Origin of the sequence: Paenibacillus taichungensis, assembly GCF_013359905.1 — a bacterium.
In the GTDB taxonomy this organism is placed as follows: Bacteria; Bacillota; Bacilli; order Paenibacillales; family Paenibacillaceae; genus Paenibacillus; species Paenibacillus taichungensis.
On record NZ_JABMCC010000121.1, the window covers coordinates 847212 to 869222 of the forward strand.

Below are 22011 nucleotides of genomic sequence, written 5' to 3' on the forward strand. Positions count from 1 at the left end.
ACGGACAAAACAGTCCTCCTGAGAAAACACCAGGCATGGGCATGAAATCATGGTGGTCCTGGAAGCTCAAGGAAATGAAGGCCAGCAAACATTCCTATGTACTGCTAGCTCCTTATATGATCCTATTCATCATGTTTACTGTGATTCCGGTGGTCATCTCCATCATACTCAGCTTCACCTATTTCAACATGCTGGAGTTTCCGCGTTTTATTGGCTGGCAGAACTATACCCGGCTGTTTCTGGAGGATGACGTATTTCTGATTGCCATCAAAAACACGTTGCTGTTTGCCATTATTACCGGACCCATCAGTTATATTGCCTGTTTCGTATTTGCGTGGATCATTAATGAATTAACGCCCAAATGGAGAGCGTTCATGACGCTGATCTTCTATGCGCCATCCATTTCGGGGAATGTCTATTTTATCTGGTTGATGATTTTCTCGGGGGATCGCTACGGTATAGCCAATGGATTACTGATCAAATGGGGATTTCTGCTGGAGCCAATCCAGTGGTTGAAAACGGAAGCCTACATTATGCCAATCCTCATTCTGGTGCAATTGTGGCTCAGTCTTGGCACAGGCTTTCTGGCTTTTATCGCCGGTTTGCAGACCGTAGACCGGACGTTATATGAAGCAGGTGCGGTAGACGGGATCAAAAATCGCTGGCAGGAGCTCTGGTATATTACCCTGCCTTCAATGCGTCCGCAACTGATGTTCGGTGCGGTCATTCAACTTACGACCTCATTCGCCGTGGCCGATGTATCTATTGCGCTGGCGGGGTTCCCAAGTGTGAACTATGCGGCGGAGACGGTGGTGACCCATTTGATCGACTTTGGTACAACGCGGTTTGAGATGGGATACGCCTCGGCGATTGCAACCGTACTGTTCATGATTATGGTGGGCACCAACTTGCTGGTACAGAAACTGCTTCGAAGGGTGGGGGAATAGCTATGGCTGCAATTGCAACAGGCAAAAAGCGGGTGAACCGCTCCTTATCGGGCAGCATCTCCCTGTTTACCCTTCTGCTCGTATTTGGTGCTTTCATGGTGCTGCCGCTGATCTATGCGATCAATAATGCGTTCAAACCGCTGGATGAGATTTTTACTTTTCCACCAACGCTATTTGTCAAAAATCCAACGTTCAGCAATTTCACGGATCTGCTGAATCTGCTGAGTGACTCGTGGGTTCCGTTCTCACGTTATATATTCAATACGGTATTTATTACAGGCATTGGCATCGTGGGCCATGTGCTGCTCGCATCGGCAGCGGCATACCCACTCGCCAAGCACAAATTTCCGGGCAAAGTGTTCATGTTCCAGGTTGTTGTGCTTTCCCTGATGTTCACGCCTGCCGTGACGGCCATTCCCAATTATATGATCATGTCATGGCTGGGCTGGATTGATACGTATTGGGCCGTCATTATTCCGGCATTTGCCTATTCATTGGGTCTGTATCTGATGAAGCAGTTCATGGAGCAGATCCCGGATGCGTTGCTGGAAGCAGCCAAAATTGACGGTGCCAGTGAATACCGAATTTTCTGGTCCATTGTCATGCCGAATGTAAAGCCAGCTTGGCTCACATTGATCATTCTGCTGTTCCAGATGCTGTGGGGCAGTGATGGCAATGGGTACATCTACAGTGAACAGCTCAAGACCTTGCACTATGCGGCGGGTCAGATCATTCAGGGCGGGATATCCCGGGCTGGGGCAGGTGCTGCGGTAGCACTTATTTTGATGAGTGTGCCCATTACGCTATTCATTTTCTCCCAGAGCCGCATCATTGAGACGATGGCGAGTTCGGGCATGAAGGAATAAGGGGGGACGATATGGCACGCACAGTGAAAAGATGGCTTGTTCTCCTGGCGGCAGTATCGCTGCTGCTGGTGAATTCCGTGCCTGCGGCGGCCTCCCCGGCGCCGTATGAGAGTTATAACTACAACTACTGGAAAGAGGCCGTTCCGTCACCGGATGCCTATCTGCCCAAGCAAACCATTTCGGGCAGCGACCTGGGCATTGGCGAATTCAAAGACCCCGGTGATGTAAACGTCTCTCCCTCCGGGCAGATTTATATTTTGGACAGTGGCAACAGCCGAATTGTTGTCCTTGACGCGCAGTATAAGCTGTTGCGGGTAATCGAAGGATTTATGATGGACGGCAGCAAGGAGAGTTTTAATACGCCAGGTGGATTATTCGTGGATGAAGAGGATCGAGTATACATCGCAGATACAGGGAACAGCCGCGTAGTTGTCCTGGATGCGGAAGGTCAGCTGGTCCATACCATTACGAAGCCAGAGTCTGATATCCTCGCGACCAATTTTCAATTCCAACCGTTGAAATTGACTGTGGATCGGGTAGGCAGGGTGTATGTGGTGGCTCAGGGTGTCTATGAAGGAATTATGCAGTTTGACGAGCACGGTCAGTTCATTGGATACGTTGGTACGAACAAGGTGGAACGCGACTACGGCGAATACATTTGGCGGATGCTCTCAACCAAAGCCCAGCGGGCGCAGATGGTTTTGTTTGTACCGACCGAGTTTTCCAATGTGGATATCGACTCCAAAGGGTTCGTATATGCGACCAATATCGACCCAGGTTCCAGCGAACCGATTAAACGTCTCAATCCATCCGGTGAGGATGTGCTGAAGAGGTTTGGTTATTTTGAAGTCAAAGGAGATATCAGATTCCGCAATAACCCGGGTCCGTCCAAGCTGATTGATGTGAAGGTACTGGGTAACGGTATGTACAGTGTGCTGGATGCGACGCAGAACCGGGTGTTTACTTACGATGATGAAGGTCATCTGCTCTACGTATATGGAGGCAAAGGAAATCAGGTGGGAACGCTCAAAACACCAGTCGCCATGGAACAGTCCGGGGATCATCAATTAGTGTTGGATCGGGGAAAAAGCAATCTGGTTATCTATGAGCCAACACGGTTTGGAGCCAGCGTGAATGAGGCGGTTGCCCTTCATTATCAGGGCGAGGATACAGAGGCTGTTCATATCTGGAAAGAAGTGCTGAAGCTGAACGCCAACTATGATATCGCTTATATCGGTATCGGCAAGTCCTTGCTGATGGAGAAGAAAAACGAGGAAGCTCTGGGTTACTTCGAACTGGGAATGGATCGCAAAAGTTATTCTGTCGCGTTCAAAAGATATCGGCGAGAGATGATGAAGGAACATTTCGGCACCTTTCTGACGCTTGCCATCGCACTGATTTTCATGCTGATCCTGGTCCGAGTGGCGGTTAAATGGAGACGGAGGAGGCAGATTGACAGTGAAGCAGGATTACATTAAGTTTCCGCTGCATCTCATTTTTCACCCCATTGATGCATTCTGGGATATCAAGTCGGATCAGCGGGGAAGGTTGACCGTTGCTTTTGGAGCACTGGCGCTTACCATTATCATGATGATTTTGCAAAAACAATACGCGGGGTTTCTCGTCAATTACGTCGATCCTCGCACAATCAACAGCATAGGGGAGATCGCTACGGTTGCAGTGCCATTCTTTCTTTGGTGCATAGCCAATTGTGCTGTAACCACCCTGATGGAAGGTGAAGGGAAGTTCAAGGAGATTTTTCTGGCAACAGGATACTCGCTTATTCCGATTATTTTGATCTATGTCCCGATGATTATCATCAGCCGCTTTATGGTACAGGAAGAGACGGCTTTTTATTATTTATTTAATAGCATCGCGTTCTTCTGGTTCGTGCTGCTGCTCTTCATTGGCACGATGACGGTACACCAGTACACCGTGATCAAAACGATTCTGACGATGCTGCTGACGGTAATTGTCATGGGCATAATCGTGTTCCTCGGAGCATTGGTGTTCAGCATGTTGCAGCAGTTATATGAATTCGGTTACAACATCTACCGCGAGTTGATTTTTCGGACCTAAAGGAGGCGGCATCCGTGAACAAAAGGCAACGAATATATACGGTGCTGGCCAGTGGTGCTGCTGTGATTCTGATCGCGGCTGGACTGCTGTATATCAATAACAGGGGAGTACCTGCTGTGGAAGCAACGGCTTATCTTGAAGCAACAACAGAGGCTATGCCAACCGAGACGGAATCATTGCAATTCCTTACCGATTCTTCAGAGGGTGTGCCGGGTATGCAACTGGTCGTCGAAGACCAGGGACTGGCGCTGTATTACAACGAGGAAACGACGGAAATTGCCGTTCGTGATGGAGCGAGTGGTCAGATCTGGTACAGCAATCCGAACGAACGTAATCAGGATGGCCTGGCTTCTGCTTATGAAAAGGAGGTGCTGTCCTCCCAGCTGAACGTGTCATTTCGGGATGCAATTGGTACGCTGGAGAATTTTCCGAACTTTAGCTCCAGTATCAGCAACAAACAGTTCGCAGCTACCAATGTGGATCAGGGTATTCGCGTTACATACACGCTTGGGGATACCTCGCTCGGCATTGAAGCTCTACCCAAACTGATCAGCAAACAGCGTCTGGAGGAAAAGGTTCTTTCGAAACTGGATGCGACAGTTGCAAGATACACATCGGCTCGTTATTATCCAACCAAAAACAACCCGGATGTGCTGGAACGCTTGGATGGACAGATATCTAAGCAGCTTGTGCTGAACAAGATGCTGGATGCCTTTGAGGCGGCGGGGTACACTGCTGACGATCTTGCTTTTGACAATGAGGAGAATGGAGTCGAAGGCGGGGGCTCATCGGATAAACCAAGCTTCGTCATTCCGGTGGAATATCGGCTGGATCAAGGTTCGCTGGTTGTAACCGTGCCACTAAGTCAGGTGAAAGAGAGCGGTCAGTACCGCATTCGTAATATCGATCTGCTCGCTTATTTTGGTGCCGCGGATACGAAAGGTGAAGGTTATATGTTTGTACCTGACGGTTCAGGCAGTCTGATTCATCTGAATAACGGAAAGGTCAAAGAGGAGCAGTACGTACAGCGTGTGTACGGTGCAGATCCGAGTGACAATTCACTCAGTCGCCCGCAGGTTAGTGAATCTGTGCATATGCCTGTCTTTGGTTTGAAGAACGGTGAACATGCCTGGTTTGCCGTGATTGAAAAAGGGGATGGCATGGCCAGTATCTCTGCGGATATTGGAGGTAGGCAAAATAGCTACAACCACGTCTACGGCACGTTCTCCCTGCGGGGTGAGGATGAGCTGGAGATGTATACCTCGCAAAAGATGCAGGAGATTCAGCTATTAAGCGAGGAACCATTCCGCGGGGATATTCAGGTGAGATACCATTTTCTTAATGGTAAGGATGCCAGCTATTCCGGTATGGCCCGTTTGTATCAGCAGCAATTGGTGAAGCAGAACGTACTGAAACCGCTGGAGGACGTATCAGCCTTGCCTTTTTACGTGGATGTGTTAGGTGCAGTGGACAAAAAAGCTTCATTCCTGGGTGTACCTTATCGGACCACATTGGCTATGACGACGTATGAACAAGCGGCTGAAATGGCTGCGAAGCTGCAGCAGGAAGGTGTGAACCGCGTGCAGATGCGGTATCAGGGATGGTTTGGCGGGGGGGTCAGCCACCATACACCTACCCAGGTCAAGCTGGACAGTGAAGTGGGCAGTCGTTCCGAGTTGCAGGATCTGTCTGAACAACTGAAGCAGTCCGGTGGAGCGTTATTCCCTGATGTGGCGTTCCAGCGTATCTATCACGACGATTGGAACTTTGCTCCTTCCTCCGATGCAGCGCGATTTGTCACCAAGGAGACGGCTGAATTGTATCCATACAGTCCTGCCCTCAACCGGATGGATCAGAGCAAAGATAGTTATTATCTGTTGTCGGCCGCCAAGCTGCCGTATGTGGTGAGCGAGTTTGCAGGGAAAATCAACAGACTGGAATTCAGCGCATTATCGCTACGTGATCTCGGGCAGGTATTGAGCTCGGATTATCGGGATAGTCGTGTCATCCACCGTGAAACCGCGAAGAACATCGTGAAGGAGCAACTGGGCAAGCTGCAGCAGGAATATCCGAACATAATGTTATCATCCGCTAATGCTTATGCGTGGGGATATACGCAGCATATTGTTAATGCTCCCTCAGGCTCCAGCCGGTTCAACATTACCGATGAGGAAGTTCCTTTTTATGAAATGGTCATTCATGGATATATGGACTACGCTGCTTCCGCAATGAATACGTCAGGGGATCAAGATCTGCGCAAACAGCTGCTCCGCAGTCTGGAGCTGGGCTCAGCTCCGCAATTTCAATGGACGTATGAACCATCATCCAAGCTGAAGCTGACCAATTATGATTCGGCTTATGCCACTGACTTTGCATATTGGGTAGATGACGCAGCTGCATTATACAAGGAAGCGAATGAAGTATTAGGTCATTTGCGGAACCATCCAATAACCGAGCATGAACGAGTTCAGGATGGCGTAGTGCGTGTCACTTATAGTGGCGGTGCAACGATTTTGGTGAATTACACGGCTGATCCGGTAACGATTAATGGAATTACCGTTGGCGGGGCGGACTATGCAGTGGAAGGAGTGAACCAATGAGAAGCCTTCGTTTATCTTTGAAATCACGGAGAGCGCTGCTTGGACTTGCGTTTATTTTGCCATGGCTGATTGGTTTCATCTTCCTGTTCGCTACGCCGCTGCTGCAATCGATCCGGTTCAGTTTGAGCAATCTGTCGGTTGCCCCGGGAGGATATGTACTGGATTTTGTCGGGCTGAAAAATTTCAAGGATGCCATCCTGGTCGATGCAACATTCAACCGGATCTTGGTGGATTCGGTCGGAGCGATGCTGCTGAATGTGCCGATGATTCTATTCTTCAGTTTATTTACGGCGACATTGCTTAACCAGAAATTCAAAGGGAGAACGATGGCACGTGCGATTTTCTTCCTGCCAGTCATACTGGCCTCCAGTGCGGTGGCGGCGGCCGAGTCCGCAGGTTTGATCAATCTGATGGGGGACGCCAGTGCGATTGAATCGTCTACCGAAGGGGGAGCTTCGTTCAACGTCGTTTCAATCGTGCGAATGCTGAATGATGTGGGGCTGCCAATGGCATATGTCGATTACATCGTGGAAGCCATTATGCGCATCTACGATATTGTCAGCAGCTCTGGCGTACAGATTCTGATCTTCCTCGCTGCGCTGCAATCGGTACCTGGTTCCATGTACGAAGTGGCCAAAATTGAAGGGGCAACGGCCTATGAATCCTTCTGGAAAATTACGTTTCCGATGGTGAGTCCATTGATCCTGACAAATGTCATCTATACGATTATTGATTCCTTTGCAGGCAGCCCGGTGACGGAGGCCATTTACCAGACGGCGTTTAAAACCCAGAACTTCGGTCTGAGCTCAGCCATGTCCTGGCTGTATACGCTGGTCATCGGCCTGGTATTAGTTGTTGTCGGATGGGTACTGTCACGACGGGTTCATTACAACTGAAAGCTAACGAACGTAGAAGGAGGCATGAGACTATGGCTGTGTCGGGAACGGATCGTATGGTGGTGGTTCCGAAAGAGAACTACCGCATGCAGAGGGTACGAAACAAGACATCGGACCTCCTGTATTCCATCTTCAGATATGCATTGATTATTGGTATTTCATTTATTATTTTGTATCCATTGTTTCTTAAAATCTCGGTTGCGTTCAAGGATAAACAGGATATCTATAATCCGACCATCTATATGATTCCCCAGCATTTTACGCTGGATAATATCAAGCTTGCGGCGCAGGTGATGGATTATTTGCCTTTGCTGGCGAATACGCTCTTGTTCGTCACGATTACAACGCTGCTCACAGCGATATCCTGTGCGTTAGCCGGGTACGGCTTCGCCCGCTTTTCTTTTCCCGGCAGCAATGTGCTGTTTGTATTGGTCATCCTCACTATTTTGGTGCCAACAAGCACCCTGATGGTGCCGATGTATCTGCATTTCCGCAACTTTGACATCCTTGGAATGGTTCATCTGTTCACGGGACGAGAGGGGATCAACCTGCTGAATACATACTGGCCGTCCATGATTACTGCGGCTACGGCTGGTGGGCTGAAGGCGGGGCTGTTCATTTATATTTTCCGCCAGTTCTTCAAGGGCATGCCCAAGGAAATTGGAGAAGCTGCACTGATTGATGGAGCGGGCGGATTTCGGACATTTGCCCGAATTATGCTGCCGAACGCCATTTCGCCGCTGATCACAGTCATTCTGTTCTCGTTTGTCTGGCAGTACAACGATACGTTCTATTCCGCGCTATTCATGAGTGAAAGCCCGCTTATCTCGCTGAAGGTGGCTTCATTGCCTGCCCAGGCGAACCAGTTAATTCCCCAATTGATGGGTTTTGGTTCGAACTCGGGCATGAAGGCAGACCCTAATTATGTTGCCATGATCGTGGATACAGGCATTCTGCTGGCGATTGCACCGCTCATTATTTTGTATTTGTTTGTACAACGCTATTTCGTCGAGAGTATTGAACGTTCAGGTGTAGTTGGTTAACCGGGTTTGGAGTAGTCGTATAGGATGCGTAATTCGGGTGTTTTTGATATTTGGGTCGCTATGTGCCCTGCATGGGAATGGGGGATTATCAATGACGGAGCAAAAGATAAGCAGTAATTTAGTGAATAAAGATGCGACTTCCGAGGCTAGAGAACTGATGAAGTATTTGGCGGACCGTTATGGAAAAGGGGTACTGTCAGGTCAACAGGATTACGGCAATCTGAACTGGATTAATGAGAATACAGGCCGCAAGCCGGCGGTAATTGGATTCGATCTCATGGATTATTCTCCATCAAGGACAGAACGCGGCGCGATCTCTCAGGAGATTCGGGATGCGATTGCATGGCATCAGCAAGGCGGAATTGTGACATTATGTTGGCACTGGAATGCACCTGCTAATCTGATCAATGAACCCGGTAAAGAATGGTGGCGCGGCTTCTATACGGATGCCACCACCTACGATCTCGCGTCAGCGCTGGCTCACCCTGAATCGGAAGAGTATACCTTATTGATCCGGGATATCGATGCAATTGCAGTACATCTGCAAGAACTCAAGGAGGCTGGGGTGCCAGTGTTATTCCGGCCGCTTCATGAAGCGGAAGGAGGCTGGTTCTGGTGGGGAGCCAAAGGACCTGAACCTGCCAAACAGTTATATCGCCTAATGTATGATCAATTGGTCAACAAGTATGAGCTGGGTAATCTGATCTGGGTGTGGAACTCGGAAAAGCCGGATTGGTATCCGGGTGACGATGTGGTGGACATTGTGAGTGTGGATGTGTATCCAGAAGCAGGCGATCACAGCCCATTAGCTAAGCGTTATGAAAATCTGCGTGAACTGGTGAATGACAGCAAAATCATTGCCTTAGCCGAGAACGGCTCCATTCCAGATCCAAAGCAGATGAAAGAGCAAGGTGTACATTGGAGCTGGTTTTGTACCTGGACGGGAGAATTCCTACAGGGTGGTAATCATAATACCGTGGCGTATTTGAAGGAAGTATATAATAGTGAAGAAGTCATTACGCTGGATCAATTACCGAAGTGGAGTTGGAGATAGGGATATCATTTGAACTTCTACCGACGTGAAAAAAAAGGGGACTGTTCCACAAGTCATGAACATGACGGTGGACGCCCCTTGTTCGCGTTAATTTGGCCTGCCTTGAGAATCGGACCTTTAAGGTGCGCTAGATTCGTTAGCACGTTGCAAGTTTGACGCATTCCGCTTCACCTGAATTATTGGATAGCATGGCACTGATTTTTGGAAATAAAGTCTCACTGGAAGTGAACAGGATATAGTGTTGATTGGTTGTACGGATTAGAATTGTTTCGGAAGAGCCATACGCTGCGCCGATTCGAACGGCTGAAGGCTCACTTCCACCATATGTATCATCAAGGGTAACTGTTTTAATATCTGAGATGGGAATTTCTATTTTGGAAAGCTGCCAACGGATGATGAGTTGATTCTCTACTTGCTGTACTTTTATGCCTAACATACACACAACCTCCTCCCTTTAAGCTTGTTGAAGATAAATGCCCTTTTATTAGTTTATCACTTATTGGACGGAGAGTGCTGGATCATCCTGGAGAAGCGAAGCAGCGATCGGAAGATGGTACTGTAATTGAAATGGCATAGTGTACCAGAGGAAATGGTTTGCTACAGTTATTTCCATACATGTTGGCGTGATGTACACTATGACTAACGAAAACGGGGGACGAAGAGATGTACATGGAGGTGGTGCCGTATGACAGATCTGAAAGCGTATCATTATTTTGAAAAAAGGGTTGGACCATTCCGCAATCTCTCCAGTTTGTCCGAGCAGGATGCAGAAGCCGTTGCGCAGCATATCAGGCAGGGAGGCCGGAATTTTGCCAGTCAGCGATCAGCAGATTACATGATGATTCGAAGAGAACTTGAGCGGAAAGCGTACGAGCAGTTTATCTCCAAAGGTGGGAAACCGACCAACCGTTATCCTCACTATATGACCCTGGGTGCATGCGCGTGGTTGGAATCTTGGTATACCGAACCGGATTGGGTCACGATCTCATGGGAGAATCTGCCTGCTGATTCCGTAAGTTTTACCTACGGCGATTTGTTTCCAACGATGCGTTATATCGATGATAAACCTTATCGTAAGCAGGTCTACACGAAAGATGAAATACTGGACATTATTCAATCCTATGGCTGGCCTCAGGAATGGAATCAACAGGGTGATCTCGGACCGGAGCGTTATATCGAAGTACAGGTGTGGAACGAGAGAATTATCAGACCATATCGTTACCTTGATTGATATGCGAAATGGATGAAGAAATTCAGTTGAATGGACTGTTCAAAAAAGTAGGAGCAGGAATGATAACACCACCGTATCCGAATATTCGTCCTGCCGTGTACAATAGGGGGAAAAAGTCTTAAACCTAACCATAGAAGGGGATGCTTGAGATGCATGATCGGCTGCCAAAGAAACCCTCTTCCTGCTGCTGCGCTGCAAGCCGAGACGGTAAGTTGGAGGAAAAGAGTCTGCCAGAGGAAACGGCTGCAGCGGTAGAGGCTGTTGAGGACAAACCATCCAGTCATACCAGTTATACAGCTGATTTCACGATAGCTCTAACCAATAGAGCAGAGAAGAAAGAAAGCATTCGTATTGAAGGTGGGCGTTTCTTGATGGGTACGAATGACCCCGAAGCTTTTGAAGCAGATGGGGAAGGCCCCGTCAGGGAAGTTCAGGTGAAATCCTTTTATCTGGATGCCTGTACGGTAACCAATGCAGAATTTGCACAGTTTGTTCGTGAGACGGGGTATCGGACTGAGGCGGAGCGGTTTGGCTGGTCTTTTGTTTTTCATCTGTTCGTTTCTCCGGAAACGGCGACTCAAGTTCGAAACGTGGTTCAACAGACACCCTGGTGGTGGGTTGTTGAAGGTGCGGATTGGGCTCATCCCGAAGGACCCGAATCTCATGTGAATGATCGCTCTGATCATCCGGTTCTTCATATCTCATGGAATGATGCCAATGCCTATTGCCGCTGGGCGGGTAAACGTCTGCCCACAGAAGCCGAATGGGAGTACGCAGCCCGAGGTGGCCTAATTCAGAAAAAATATCCCTGGGGCGATACGTTAAGGCCAGATGGACAGCACTATTGCAACATTTGGCAGGGGGTATTTCCAACGAAAAATAATGCAGCCGACGGTTATGCAGGCACCGCTCCATCTCAATCGTTTCCTCCCAATGCATACGGACTTTATAATATGTCAGGCAATGTATGGGAGTGGTGCGCAGACAACTACGTTACGGATCATGAGAAGGCTACGGCTGCTGACACGGAATTATCTCCTCATGAAGATCGCAAGGTGTTAAAAGGCGGTTCCTACCTATGCCACCGTTCCTACTGCAATCGCTATAGAGTGGCGGCGAGAATTCCCAACACGCCTGATACATCTACTGGGCATATTGGTTTCAGATGCGCAGCGGATGTATAGTATGTTGGTTTGCTTGTTTGTAGAATAAGGCTCGGTCTATTTCACCCGAATGAGTAATCCAAACAGACCCAGTACAGAAAAGGCCAGAAATGCTGTAGTGTTGGAGAACATCTCAATGGTGTAACCCGCTATCGATGAACCTATGAACTGCCCCGCACCAAGCGCGAGAAAAGCAAGGCTGATCCCAATGGACGTATTTGGACGAAATAGCCTGGTCGCCCACACGATGAATACACTGGTCAGGAAGATATAGGTACTGCCAAACATAACGGCTGAGACCAGGCTGGCGGCCATCGATGGAAGAAGGATAATGCCAAGTGAAACAGATAACAGCAGAAGGCCTATCCGATAGGACCATCCAATTCCGATGCGTTCAATAATGCGGCCAGCACACCCGCCGAGAATCCCCATAATCCCCATCACAATCCAGAACAGCACGGCTTCCGAATCGGAGGCCCCCTTTTCGTCCGTAAGGAAGTTTCGGGCAAAGGTCCAATAGATCGCAGAACTGATACCTGTCAGAAGGGAAGCCATGAGCAGAGCTACACCGGGTCTGGTCGGCTTCATGCATCTCCAAAGGGACTTGGTACAAGGCTCTGTTTTGCGTGGGGAAAGAACACGTCTATTCCATAACACCACTACAACACCGAGTACAGCGAAGAAGATGTAGGTCAAACGCCAATACTCGGTGAATAGCCAGTAGATCGGACCGGATACGATAATGCCAAAGCTGGTACCTGTGTTAATCCAGCTGTTTCCTCTGGCTTGCTGATCAGGCGCAAGCTCAGCATAGACGGTGTTACCCAATGCAGGAGAGGCTAAGCCTGTACTTAATCCGGCAAGAAATACGCCTAGTGTGAGAACAAATACGTTTGGAGACAAGGCAATGCCCAATAAACCGAGCACAGCACTAACACCCGCTATTTGAATGACATGATAGTGCCCGATGCGATTAATTAACAGTGGAGCACTAAGTAGAGACAGGCAGTACGCAATGTAGGTTGCGGAATTGATTGCTCCGGATTGGGCATCGTCCAGTTGGAGTGCTTCCGAGATCTCTGGCATAAACAGCCCATAGCTGAATCTCCCGAATGCATAACATACAGCGATAAGGGCAATCCCTGGGAAAATAATTTTTTTCATCAAATCCACCGCCTTTTAGATAGAACGATCATTATATTTTCTTTGAAATAAAAAAGTGAGTTGAACTACTAACTCACCCGGTGTGGGACTACTTGAAACTATTTTGCGTCATGTCAATGAGTTCCCGACATACGCTATTTACATTTTCTGTCTCAGCGAGTGCAGTAGAACCCTCCAGCAGCAGGTTAAATTGCAGCACTGCACGATCACTTGCGGCAGGATCAAGATTTTTGATCAAGGTCATCACATGTTTCTTATGCGCGTTGACAGTTTGTACTATGACGTTGTCTGGATCTCCGCCAAATTCCTCCTTGGCACGCAGAAACAAACATCCTCTTGACTCATGCTCCATCAACCAGCGTGAATGTCCTTCCGCCAGATTGAGGAATACGTGCTGCGCTTTGTTGTCGGCATACTGCCGCAACTGTTCCAGATAGCGCTGTTCTCGCCGCCGAAGTACTTCAACAATGAGATCATCCTTGGAGTTGAAGTGATTATATAATGTCATGATGGCAATCCCGGCATCTGTGATGATTCGCTTCAAGCCGATAGAATGAAAGCCGTGCAGGTAGAATAATTCCTCAGCCACGTTCAACAGCATTTCCTTTTTGCTGCTCATAGGAAGTAATACGCTCCTTTCAGAATAAGATAGAACGATCATTATACTTCTAAAATATAGAAAATGGCTCACATTGTCAAATGCTGTGAACCATTTCGATTTCCATTTGGTGAAGAGCATCTGTCCATTCTGTGGGACATCCAGAATCTGTGATCACCATGGATATTTGATTTATTGGTGCAATCTGGGCGAAGGTGGAACGTCCAAACTTGGTATGATCAGCTACCAAAATGGCTTCCTCCGCACGCTCCATCATTTTGCGGGAGATGAGTGCCTCTTCCAGCACATAATCTGTGATCCCATCCGTTAACGAAACGCCGCCTGCTGAGATGAACGCCTTGTTGACTTTGAATTGACTGAGTAATTCATGAGCAATGGGTCCAGTAGAGGCTTGTACGACCGGGGTGACTTCTCCTCCTGCGAAAATGATTTTGCCTGCAAACTCCTCCAGTGCACAGGTAAGAATGGGGACGGAGTTGGTTATGACGGTCACCTGAGACCGATGTCGCAACTGTCGCATGATCTCTAGCGTTGTTGTGCCGTTGTCCAGCATTACGGTCTCTCCATCCTCAATCAGAGAGGCAGCTGCCACGCCAATAGCCTGCTTTTCGTTCAGTTGAAGCTGCGCACGCTTTTGAAATGGAGCTTCGATCATGCCTGAACGTACACGTACAGCACCTCCGTATACTTTGCGCAATTCGCCTTCCTTTTCAAGTCGGTCCAGATCCCGCCGAATCGTCTCCGTGGATACCTGGAACAGATCCGCCAGAACCTGTACCTGAACTTTGCCCTGGGTAGCAAGTTGGATAAGAATGGTGTGTCTGCGTTCTTCATACGTTAAAGACATGTTTGTGCCTCCTGAAGTTTCGATTCTAAGTTCTATTTATTCTAGAGTTGTGAGATAGTGTGGATTGTTGTTGCTTTAATAGTTTATGTTGGAGAGAAGACCTTGTCAATTTTGAAATGGATATAAGGAGTATATTCTGTTCTTAATATGTATTGACAGCAATATGATGTGACGATAAGATCATATAAAACAACGTAAAACCACAACAAACAACATTAAAAACTTTAGTCCATAGTACATGGATCAACAGGGAGGAAAAAGGGTGAAACGTCAGCTTGGTTTTCAAAAAAATGGAACATTCAAAATCGTGCAATTTACAGATCTACACTGGAAGGATGGGCGACCTGAAGATCTTCGGACCGGGCAGTTAATGAAGACGGTCATTGAAGCGGAACAACCCGATCTGGTTGTCTTTACAGGCGACGTCATTTACACGGGACCGGTTGATCCTGGCAATAAGGAATGTGAACACCCGGAGCAGGCATTCCGGGATGCTGTGTCGGTAGTGGAAGAGCGTGGTATTCCGTGGGCTTTTGTATATGGCAACCATGATACAGAGAATCGGATTACCCCCGATGGATTAATGGATGTGATTCAGGAGCATGCCCATAATGTGACAGAACCTGGTCCACGTGAAATTGCGGGACTAGGCAATTACACACTGGAGATTGCCGGAGCGGATGGCCGTCCGGCAGCAGTGTTGTATTTACTCGATTCAGGGAACTATTCCCAGTTCGAGTCCATTCCCGGTTATGGGTGGATTCAGCCCAATCAGATCCAGTGGCTGATGTCTGAATCCACACGCGTCAATCCCGGCCGCTGCCGCGGGGAGAAGCTCCCAGCCTTGGCGTTTTTCCATATCCCGATTCCTGAATATCAGTCCATGTGGGACACACAGACCTGTTACGGCAGCAAATACGAACCTGTCTGCTCTGCCCAAGTGAACTCGGGTCTGTTCTCTGCACTGCTGGAGATGGGCGATGTGATGGGGAGCTTTTGCGGACATGATCATGTGAATGATTTTCAGGGGACTTACCATGGCATTCGTCTCTGCTACGGGCGTTCGAGTGGACACAGCACATATGGAAGGGAAGGTATGCTGCGCGGAGGACGGGTTATTCAATTGCAGGCGGGACAACGCAGCTTTGATACCTGGCTTCGACTGGAAGACGGATCGGTCGTGAAGGAACAGCCAGAACATCAACCTGAGAGCACTTCCGCACATTAGAGAATATAGAAGAGCAAGGCATTAGAGAGGAACGTTTTGATTATGATTTTACCTATAGTTCTGGTGCTCGCTTCCGGGATGGCTCACGCTGTCTGGAGTATGTTCACCAAACGCAGTTTAAACAAAAGTGTGTTTTTATGGTCCATCATGATGATTCCAACCGTAATACTGCTGCCTGTGCTTATTGTGGAATTGGTACGGGAACCTTTATCCATGCCAGCCTATGCACTACTCGTGTTATCGATGGCGCTGCAAGCCTTGTATTCCTGGCTGCTATCGCAGACGTATGAATTGGGCGATTTGTCGCAGATTTATCCGATTATGCGGGGAACGAGCACCTTGTTGGTGCCATTGATCGGTGTTGCTTTTCTGGGGGAAACGTTATCCATGTTCGGCTGGCTAGGTATTGCCTGCATGATTGTAGGATTTACGGTGCTGAGTGGTGTGGGAAGTAGAGTTGGCAAATCTGGCTCAAGTGTAACAGGATCAAAGCCGGTGCTTATGGCCTTATGTGTCGGGTTATGTACAACCAGTTATGTGTTCGTGGACAAATTAAATCTAGAGCATATTTCACCCCTGTCGTTACTTGAAGTGACGAACATTGGCTTTGTTGCCGGCTTGACTCCGGCGCTGCTCGCTTCCCGCCAACTGCGTCAGGAGTGGCAGAAGAACCGATCAACCATTATGCTGGGAGCGCTGCTGAATCCGGGCTCGTACTTGTTGTTTCTGTTTGCATTGCAGCAGGCGCCAATGGCTAGACTGGGCCCGCTTCGGGAAGTAGGAACGGTATTCGCTGCCTTCCTCGGTATTTTGTTATTGAAAGAACAGCAGGGGAAGAAGCGCATTCTCTGTTCCATCGTTATTTTTGGCGGCATATTGCTGATTGGTATGTGGGGTTAATGGAATTCCAGTATTTGGAGATATGGTGTATACTCATGGTTAATGAATCGCTTTCATGAGGAGGATGAACCATTGAACGTGCACCGTTTAGAAGATATTCATTTTCGTGATCCCTACATACTGGCAATACCATCGCGCAAGAAATATTATTTATACGGCTCTATCGGGCAAATGTGTGGAAAGGCCCAGCCATCGGTTTTGATGTCTATGAGAGTGAAGACCTGATCCATTGGAGCGGTCCTTCCCCATGCTTCCGTGCACCAGCGGACTTCTGGTCCGATCACCACTATTGGGCCCCGGAAGTCTATGAATGGGAAGGACGCTTTTATATGTTTGCCAGTTTCAAGGCAGAAGGTGTTCCACGGGTAACAGGAGTGTTGGTGGCTGATCAGCCGGAAGGGCCTTTTGAATTGTGGTGTCGCTCCCTGACGCCTCCCGATTGGGAATGCCTGGACGGTACATTGTATGTGGACGATCAGGGTGATCCGTGGATGATCTTTTGCAAGGAATGGGTGCAGGTGGAGGATGGTGAGATGTACGCGGTACGTCTGAAACCCGATCTGAAAGGAACGATAGGCAAACCTGATCTGTTATTCAAAGCTTCCGAAGCCTCATGGTCTGTCGGAGGTGGAGAACAGCGAAACCGTTATGTCACGGATGGTCCGTTTCTGTATCGGATGCAAAATGATGAACTCGTCATGATGTGGTCCACATCCGGTCAAGACGGTTATACACTGGGACTAGCCCGCTCGGTGTCCGGCAAACCGCAAGGTCCATGGAAGCAGGATGAGAAGCCGTTGTTCGCCAATAATGGAGGACATGGGATGCTGTTTCGAACGTTTGAAGGACAATTGTGTCTCACCATTCATGCTCCGAACAATCATCCGAATGAACGACCTGTTATTTTCCGCATGCAGGAGAATCATGGACAACTGACGCTTATGGTTAACCCAACGTAACGTAAAATGCAGAAAATGCAGATCACGTATTCGGAAAAGGCAGGCACTGGCCTAATCGCTTATTCAATCTTCTTCATTTGATCCCCTCAGGGTAAATGATCTTAAGGAACATCTGTTCAGATGAGCCTAGGATGACTGCCTGAGGGGATTTGTTTATTTTATCGCAGGTACTCAAACATGATATATTGGAAGGAGTAGCGTGTCGGTAATGTAAAAGTGAGCAGTGATAGCTCTATAATGAAATGGACAGAGTGACGGGGAGAGACGTTATATGCTGCATGAGGAAAAGTTGATTCAGGCGATTACGGAGCATGACCAATTAATGCATGACCTGAGGCGGGTTCGCAGTCTTGATCTGCCTCAGTGTTACATAGGTGCGGGGTATATTCGCAATTATATCTGGGATGTGCTTCATGGCTATCCTCTTCGCGAACTACACAGCGATATTGATGTGGTTTACTACGATACGGAAGACATGCGTGAGAAGCGTGACCTGCTGCTGGAACAAATGCTTCGCGATCAGACAGGCAATTCCAAATGGTCGGTGAAAAATCAGGCTAGGATGCATCTGCGCAATGGAAACGAGCCCTATCAATCCACAGAAGATGCCCTTCGATATTGGCCAGAAATCGTCACAGCCATAGGTGTGCGGTTAGATGAACAGGGTCAGGTGCGTATCTGTGCCCCACATGGGCTGGAGGATCTGTATGCGTTAATCGTACGCCAAAGTCCGTTTTTCTCGGATGCAGGCTACTATAATCATCGTGTTGAGAAGAAATGCTGGCAACAGCAGTGGTCCCAGCTCACGATCATAAAATCCTGAATCAAGGCATGTGACGGTAGTGAAGGTCCGAGAAGGAGTGTTACTGGATTTATGAAAAAGTTTATACGAGAAAAAGGCCTGATCCTTGATCTTATTTTCATTGCATGTTTTGTGTTCTTCCTTGTTTTCTGGGGCTGGAACTTCGCGGTGAAGTTTTTTGGCATGATCACTGTAGCCTTTATCGTGTTAAGGCGAATTGATTATCAAAAGCATATCCTGTTGAAACGCATTCTGCTTACTGGCTTCGGGATTGCTGCAGTTTCATTTGTTATTATTGAAGCCCTTGTGTTTACTCAGCTTAACGCGAATGATCCGGAAGAAGCGGACTATGTCATTATTCTCGGGTCGGGCATCAAAGGAACGGAACTGTCATTGACTTTGAAACAAAGGCTGGATGCCAGTCTGGACTATATCCGCAGTCATCCTCAGACGCCTGTGATTGTATCCGGCGGTCAGGGGCCGGGGGAATCCATTCCTGAAGCACTCGCCATGAAAAACTACCTTGTTGATCAGGGGATCAGCCCCACACAAGTCATTATGGAAGATCGATCGACGAGCACTCAGGAGAATATGGCTTTTTCCAAAAAAATCATTGATGCATCCGGGCTGGAGCATCCCAAGATCATGATTGTCACAAGTGATTATCATATGTTCAGATCCAAGTACCTGGCCGCTAAGAACGGTTACGCTGCCGAATACGGCATCTCCGCTCCTTCACCGGGTTATTTGAAACCGATCAATATGATACGGGAGTATTTTGCATCGGTTAAAGCATTTATTTAATGGATAATGCGCGAATTCAGTAATGGATTACAAACTTCAAGATATCAGATCCAAAAAAAGGCAACGATCAACTCCTAATCGAGTGAACGTTGCCTTTTTTGTTATTTCTTATCGTACGTTTTGAAAATTTCAGTGATCACATTGAGAGTCATAGCTATTTCATGTGGTTCATTGGTTCTCAGGATGGTAATTAGTTTCTGAATGTTGCTATCTTCATAGGAGAGTTGCCTCGTTTTCATTCACATAGGCTGTTTTTTGTTGGAACACGCCATCAATTGAAAGAATCTTGTACAATGAGGTAGTTGGAAAATTGAAACATAAATAGGGATAAACATGAGAGGATGCATTAGTTACTAATCAAGATCATTTTATGTGAAATAGAAGAGCGGGATTAAAAAGCATTTTATCCAGCTGCGGGATTCAAATGATGCCCACAACTAATTTTTGAGAATGGCCCATGATCATCTGATCAGAAATAACATCAGTATGCTTTAAAACTTTTGCGGACTGATATGTATCGAGGGTAGAAGGATAAAAAGAAGGGGGGCAGCTGATTTGAAAACATACATATTATTATTTGAAGGATACGTATCATTTGAGATTATGTTAGCCAGCTATTTTATGAAAACGCAAGGAGACATCATAACGGTGGCGTTGGAAAAGGGACCGTTACAGTCATATGAGGAATTTTCAGTTAATCCCTCTGTTCTATTAAATGAGATTGATCCGTCCCAAGTGGACCTTTTCATAATTCCCGGAGGAGATGTTGAGGCGATGCTGCAACGTCCGGAGTTGCTGAACTTCATCAAATTACTTAATGAGCGCAAGACGCCCATTGCAGCCATCTGTGCAGGAACATTATTGTTCGGTCAAGCGCAAGTATTGGAGAGCAGAGCATTTACCACTAATGCTGAATCCGAGATGAGAGCAGTCACGGCCCAAGGGGAATATGTGAATGAAGGTGTTGTTGTTGATGGACATATCATTACAGCCAAGGCGAGTGCTTATGTGGATTTTGGAATCGAAATCGGTAAAGTTATGAATATCTATTCAGGTCCTGAAGATCTGGAAGAAACGATTCAAGTGTTCAAATATTTCAATGCCAAATCATGATATAATATATGTCATTAATAGAAGAACGATGTAGGAGTGAATGATCATTACAGCATATATGTTACCTGCTCTCTATGAGCAAAAGAAAGTTTCAGCGCACGACATGGAAGAGATTGTACGTCTGTTGGCACACGCACCATTACTATACGATGACGGGCTGACAATTCAAGTTCAGGACTTCATGGAAGGGTTGGAAATCGAGCTTGAGCATGAGGTACGGCGCGCAGTTATCGAGTTGTATGAGCTGGCTGTGCAAGCTTGTCGTCCCTTCTACGAGCCATCTGCTTATGAGCAGCTTCAGGATGCACTTGGATTACAGGCCGAACTATGGCAGGCAGAAGTGCTGACGCTTGCCGAATGGATGGAATGGTTGAAGCAGATCGGTAAAGGACAAAGAAAACTGCCTGAATACAATTTTACAGCCATGCTGGGGAATTTGCCTGAAGGGTTCATGATTCATGATTTCCATGATGAGCTTATGTATCAGTTGGAGCAAAATTCAACGAACGCATGGGCGATTGAAGAACGCAATCGTTTATACGCAGCATTGGGCGCAAATTAAAATCAAACAAAACGGTCGCAGATGGTGTTAGTCCTATATAGCGTACTTGCTTTACCCAGTATGGGGAAATGAGGGGATACCGTGAAAAAGGTTGTGTTGGCGGGTGGAACAGGGTTTGTAGGTCAGGATTTTGCCCAAAGATTCAAGAAGCTTGGTTATGAGGTGTTTATTATCTCACGCCAGCCCGGTCATATTGCCTGGGAGAACCAGGCTGGAATTATACAGGCACTTGAAGGTGCAGAATTGCTGATTAACCTGGCTGGAAAATCCGTAAACTGCCGTTACACGGATGAGAACCGCAAAATCATTTTGGAATCCAGAACACGCACAACCCGCATTTTGGGCGAGTCTGTTCTGGCTTGTAGCAATCCTCCTGAACTATGGATTAATTCAAGCACAGCCACCATATACAGACATGCAGAAGATCGTCCCATGACGGAGAAAGAGGGCGAGATTGGCTCTGGATTCTCGGTGGATGTCGCCAAGGCGTGGGAAAAGGCTTTTTTTGAATTCAGTCTGCCGTCTACACGTCAGATTGCATTACGGATTGCCATTGTGCTTGGAGAAGGTGGCGTCATGGAGCCACTGACCAATCTGGTCCGCTTTGGGCTGGGTGGATCACAAGGACCTGGAACCCAGCAGTTTAGCTGGATCCATATAGAGGATTTGTTCCGCATGGTTATCTATGTTCAGCAGCATCCGCAACTGGAGGGTGTATTTAATGCTTCCTCTCCGCATCCTGTCACGAACCGCCAGCTTATGGAGAGTCTGCGGCGGCAGATGGGAGTTCGGATTGGACTTCCTTCGCCTCGCTGGATGTTAGGACTGGGAGCGCGATTCATTCGGACCGAAACGGAACTGGTTCTCAAAAGCCGTTGGGTTATTCCCGAGAGGCTGGAAAGAGAAGGATTTACATTCAGATATGATACGCTCGATCTTGCACTGGCCGAGATCTTGAAGTAAGGAAATGAATCAACATGACTGAATAAAAAAAGATAACACAACGGGAGGGCAGAGATATCTGCCCTTCTGCTGTATTTTCTTCACTTCGTCATGGCGTTTAGCCAGGCGGAGTGAAGTGTAAATTCAATTAGATATATCTGCTAAACATCTACACGATAACAGCGAGTGAAA

22 protein-coding genes are annotated in these 22011 nt (G+C 47.6%); 18 read left to right on the plus strand and 4 right to left on the minus strand.

Features of this window, described 5'->3' with window-relative positions; translation table 11 throughout:
• Positions 1-35 precede the first annotated feature (35 nt).
• From HP548_RS31725 to HP548_RS31760, 8 genes are all read left to right on the plus strand, one after another.
• The gene (locus HP548_RS31725) at positions 36-947 is read left to right on the plus strand and encodes a carbohydrate ABC transporter permease (protein WP_064641001.1); all 912 of its coding nucleotides are present in this window, start codon (positions 36-38) and stop codon (positions 945-947) included.
• Positions 948-949: 2 nt separating this feature from the next.
• A complete protein-coding gene (locus tag HP548_RS31730) occupies positions 950-1813 on the plus strand; it encodes a carbohydrate ABC transporter permease (RefSeq protein WP_076289986.1) in 864 nt (287 codons plus the stop codon).
• Between the two features lie 11 nt (positions 1814-1824).
• Entirely contained in the window at positions 1825-3291 is a 1467-nt protein-coding gene (locus HP548_RS31735) for an NHL repeat-containing protein (RefSeq protein WP_175383900.1), read from the plus strand.
• The gene (locus HP548_RS31740; RefSeq protein ID WP_175383901.1) at positions 3272-3892 is read left to right on the plus strand and encodes a YIP1 family protein; all 621 of its coding nucleotides are present in this window, start codon (positions 3272-3274) and stop codon (positions 3890-3892) included. The genes HP548_RS31735 and HP548_RS31740 overlap by 20 nt, the downstream gene beginning before the upstream one ends.
• A 14-nt stretch (positions 3893-3906) precedes the next feature.
• Complete coding sequence (locus tag HP548_RS31745) at positions 3907-6492, plus strand: DUF5696 domain-containing protein (RefSeq protein WP_175383902.1); 2586 nt, start codon at positions 3907-3909, stop codon at positions 6490-6492.
• Positions 6489-7388: a carbohydrate ABC transporter permease gene (locus HP548_RS31750; protein WP_175383903.1), complete on the plus strand. Its 900-nt coding sequence runs from the start codon at positions 6489-6491 to the stop codon at positions 7386-7388. The genes HP548_RS31745 and HP548_RS31750 overlap by 4 nt, the downstream gene beginning before the upstream one ends.
• Before the next feature lie 32 nt (positions 7389-7420).
• The gene (locus HP548_RS31755) at positions 7421-8431 is read left to right on the plus strand and encodes a carbohydrate ABC transporter permease (RefSeq protein WP_175383904.1); all 1011 of its coding nucleotides are present in this window, start codon (positions 7421-7423) and stop codon (positions 8429-8431) included.
• Positions 8432-8522: 91 nt separating this feature from the next.
• Entirely contained in the window at positions 8523-9485 is a 963-nt protein-coding gene (locus HP548_RS31760; protein WP_175383905.1) for a glycosyl hydrolase, read from the plus strand.
• A gap of 136 nt (positions 9486-9621) precedes the next feature.
• Here the strand turns inward: HP548_RS31760 and HP548_RS31765 are convergent, their stop codons facing one another.
• Positions 9622-9921 (minus strand): SunI/YnzG family protein, encoded by a 300-nt coding sequence (locus HP548_RS31765; RefSeq protein ID WP_072734087.1) that lies wholly within the window; start codon positions 9919-9921, stop codon positions 9622-9624.
• Between the two features lie 249 nt (positions 9922-10170).
• On the opposite strand from HP548_RS31765, the gene HP548_RS31770 reads away from it, so the two are divergent.
• On the plus strand, positions 10171-10716 hold the full coding sequence (locus HP548_RS31770; protein WP_072734086.1) for a hypothetical protein: 546 nt from the start codon (positions 10171-10173) through the stop codon (positions 10714-10716).
• 140 nt (positions 10717-10856) lie between these two features.
• Positions 10857-11900, plus strand: coding sequence for a formylglycine-generating enzyme family protein (locus HP548_RS31775; RefSeq protein WP_246318282.1), 1044 nt, complete (start codon positions 10857-10859; stop codon positions 11898-11900).
• 36 nt (positions 11901-11936) lie between these two features.
• Here the strand turns inward: HP548_RS31775 and HP548_RS31780 are convergent, their stop codons facing one another.
• The 3 genes from HP548_RS31780 to HP548_RS31790 all read right to left on the minus strand — a co-directional run bounded on the left by HP548_RS31780 (position 11937) and on the right by HP548_RS31790 (position 14509).
• On the minus strand, positions 11937-13043 hold the full coding sequence (locus HP548_RS31780; protein ID WP_076289977.1) for an MFS transporter: 1107 nt from the start codon (positions 13041-13043) through the stop codon (positions 11937-11939).
• A gap of 88 nt (positions 13044-13131) precedes the next feature.
• The gene (locus tag HP548_RS31785) at positions 13132-13662 is read right to left on the minus strand and encodes a TetR/AcrR family transcriptional regulator (protein WP_076289976.1); all 531 of its coding nucleotides are present in this window, start codon (positions 13660-13662) and stop codon (positions 13132-13134) included.
• 76 nt (positions 13663-13738) lie between these two features.
• Positions 13739-14509, minus strand: coding sequence for a DeoR/GlpR family DNA-binding transcription regulator (locus HP548_RS31790; protein ID WP_076289975.1), 771 nt, complete (start codon positions 14507-14509; stop codon positions 13739-13741).
• Between the two features lie 262 nt (positions 14510-14771).
• On the opposite strand from HP548_RS31790, the gene HP548_RS31795 reads away from it, so the two are divergent.
• From HP548_RS31795 to HP548_RS31830, 8 genes are all read left to right on the plus strand, one after another.
• Positions 14772-15737 (plus strand): metallophosphoesterase family protein, encoded by a 966-nt coding sequence (locus HP548_RS31795; protein ID WP_343054955.1) that lies wholly within the window; start codon positions 14772-14774, stop codon positions 15735-15737.
• A 42-nt stretch (positions 15738-15779) separates the two neighbouring features.
• Positions 15780-16637 carry a DMT family transporter gene (locus HP548_RS31800; RefSeq protein WP_217504873.1) on the plus strand — a complete coding sequence of 286 codons (858 nt, stop codon included), beginning with the start codon at positions 15780-15782 and terminating at the stop codon, positions 16635-16637.
• 173 nt (positions 16638-16810) lie between these two features.
• Entirely contained in the window at positions 16811-17596 is a 786-nt protein-coding gene (locus HP548_RS31805) for a glycoside hydrolase family 43 protein (RefSeq protein ID WP_343054956.1), read from the plus strand.
• A 271-nt stretch (positions 17597-17867) separates the two neighbouring features.
• A complete protein-coding gene (locus HP548_RS31810; RefSeq protein ID WP_343054957.1) occupies positions 17868-18419 on the plus strand; it encodes a nucleotidyltransferase family protein in 552 nt (183 codons plus the stop codon).
• A gap of 51 nt (positions 18420-18470) precedes the next feature.
• Positions 18471-19202 (plus strand): YdcF family protein, encoded by a 732-nt coding sequence (locus tag HP548_RS31815; RefSeq protein ID WP_099854928.1) that lies wholly within the window; start codon positions 18471-18473, stop codon positions 19200-19202.
• Between the two features lie 555 nt (positions 19203-19757).
• The gene (locus tag HP548_RS31820; RefSeq protein WP_076289972.1) at positions 19758-20315 is read left to right on the plus strand and encodes a DJ-1/PfpI family protein; all 558 of its coding nucleotides are present in this window, start codon (positions 19758-19760) and stop codon (positions 20313-20315) included.
• Positions 20316-20355: 40 nt separating this feature from the next.
• Positions 20356-20877, plus strand: a complete 522-nt coding sequence (locus HP548_RS31825; RefSeq protein ID WP_175383907.1) for a hypothetical protein — start codon at positions 20356-20358, stop codon at positions 20875-20877.
• 81 nt (positions 20878-20958) lie between these two features.
• Entirely contained in the window at positions 20959-21840 is an 882-nt protein-coding gene (locus HP548_RS31830; RefSeq protein ID WP_175383908.1) for a TIGR01777 family oxidoreductase, read from the plus strand.
• Positions 21841-22011 lie beyond the last annotated feature (171 nt).

Coding starts and splice junctions, on each gene's coding strand:
- HP548_RS31785 (WP_076289976.1), bottom strand. CDS start 13,662: ATGAGCAGCAAAAAGGAAATGCTGTTGAACGTGGCTGAGGAATTATTC.
- HP548_RS31780 (WP_076289977.1), bottom strand. CDS start 13,043: ATGAAAAAAATTATTTTCCCAGGGATTGCCCTTATCGCTGTATGTTAT.
- HP548_RS31825 (WP_175383907.1), top strand. CDS start 20,356: ATGATCATTACAGCATATATGTTACCTGCTCTCTATGAGCAAAAGAAA.
- HP548_RS31725 (WP_064641001.1), top strand. CDS start 36: ATGGGCATGAAATCATGGTGGTCCTGGAAGCTCAAGGAAATGAAGGCC.
- HP548_RS31765 (WP_072734087.1), bottom strand. CDS start 9,921: ATGTTAGGCATAAAAGTACAGCAAGTAGAGAATCAACTCATCATCCGT.
- HP548_RS31730 (WP_076289986.1), top strand. CDS start 950: ATGGCTGCAATTGCAACAGGCAAAAAGCGGGTGAACCGCTCCTTATCG.
- HP548_RS31790 (WP_076289975.1), bottom strand. CDS start 14,509: ATGTCTTTAACGTATGAAGAACGCAGACACACCATTCTTATCCAACTT.
- HP548_RS31750 (WP_175383903.1), top strand. CDS start 6,489: ATGAGAAGCCTTCGTTTATCTTTGAAATCACGGAGAGCGCTGCTTGGA.
- HP548_RS31770 (WP_072734086.1), top strand. CDS start 10,171: ATGACAGATCTGAAAGCGTATCATTATTTTGAAAAAAGGGTTGGACCA.
- HP548_RS31810 (WP_343054957.1), top strand. CDS start 17,868: ATGCTGCATGAGGAAAAGTTGATTCAGGCGATTACGGAGCATGACCAA.
- HP548_RS31735 (WP_175383900.1), top strand. CDS start 1,825: ATGGCACGCACAGTGAAAAGATGGCTTGTTCTCCTGGCGGCAGTATCG.
- HP548_RS31755 (WP_175383904.1), top strand. CDS start 7,421: ATGGCTGTGTCGGGAACGGATCGTATGGTGGTGGTTCCGAAAGAGAAC.
- HP548_RS31775 (WP_246318282.1), top strand. CDS start 10,857: ATGCTTGAGATGCATGATCGGCTGCCAAAGAAACCCTCTTCCTGCTGC.
- HP548_RS31800 (WP_217504873.1), top strand. CDS start 15,780: ATGATTTTACCTATAGTTCTGGTGCTCGCTTCCGGGATGGCTCACGCT.
- HP548_RS31760 (WP_175383905.1), top strand. CDS start 8,523: ATGACGGAGCAAAAGATAAGCAGTAATTTAGTGAATAAAGATGCGACT.
- HP548_RS31815 (WP_099854928.1), top strand. CDS start 18,471: ATGAAAAAGTTTATACGAGAAAAAGGCCTGATCCTTGATCTTATTTTC.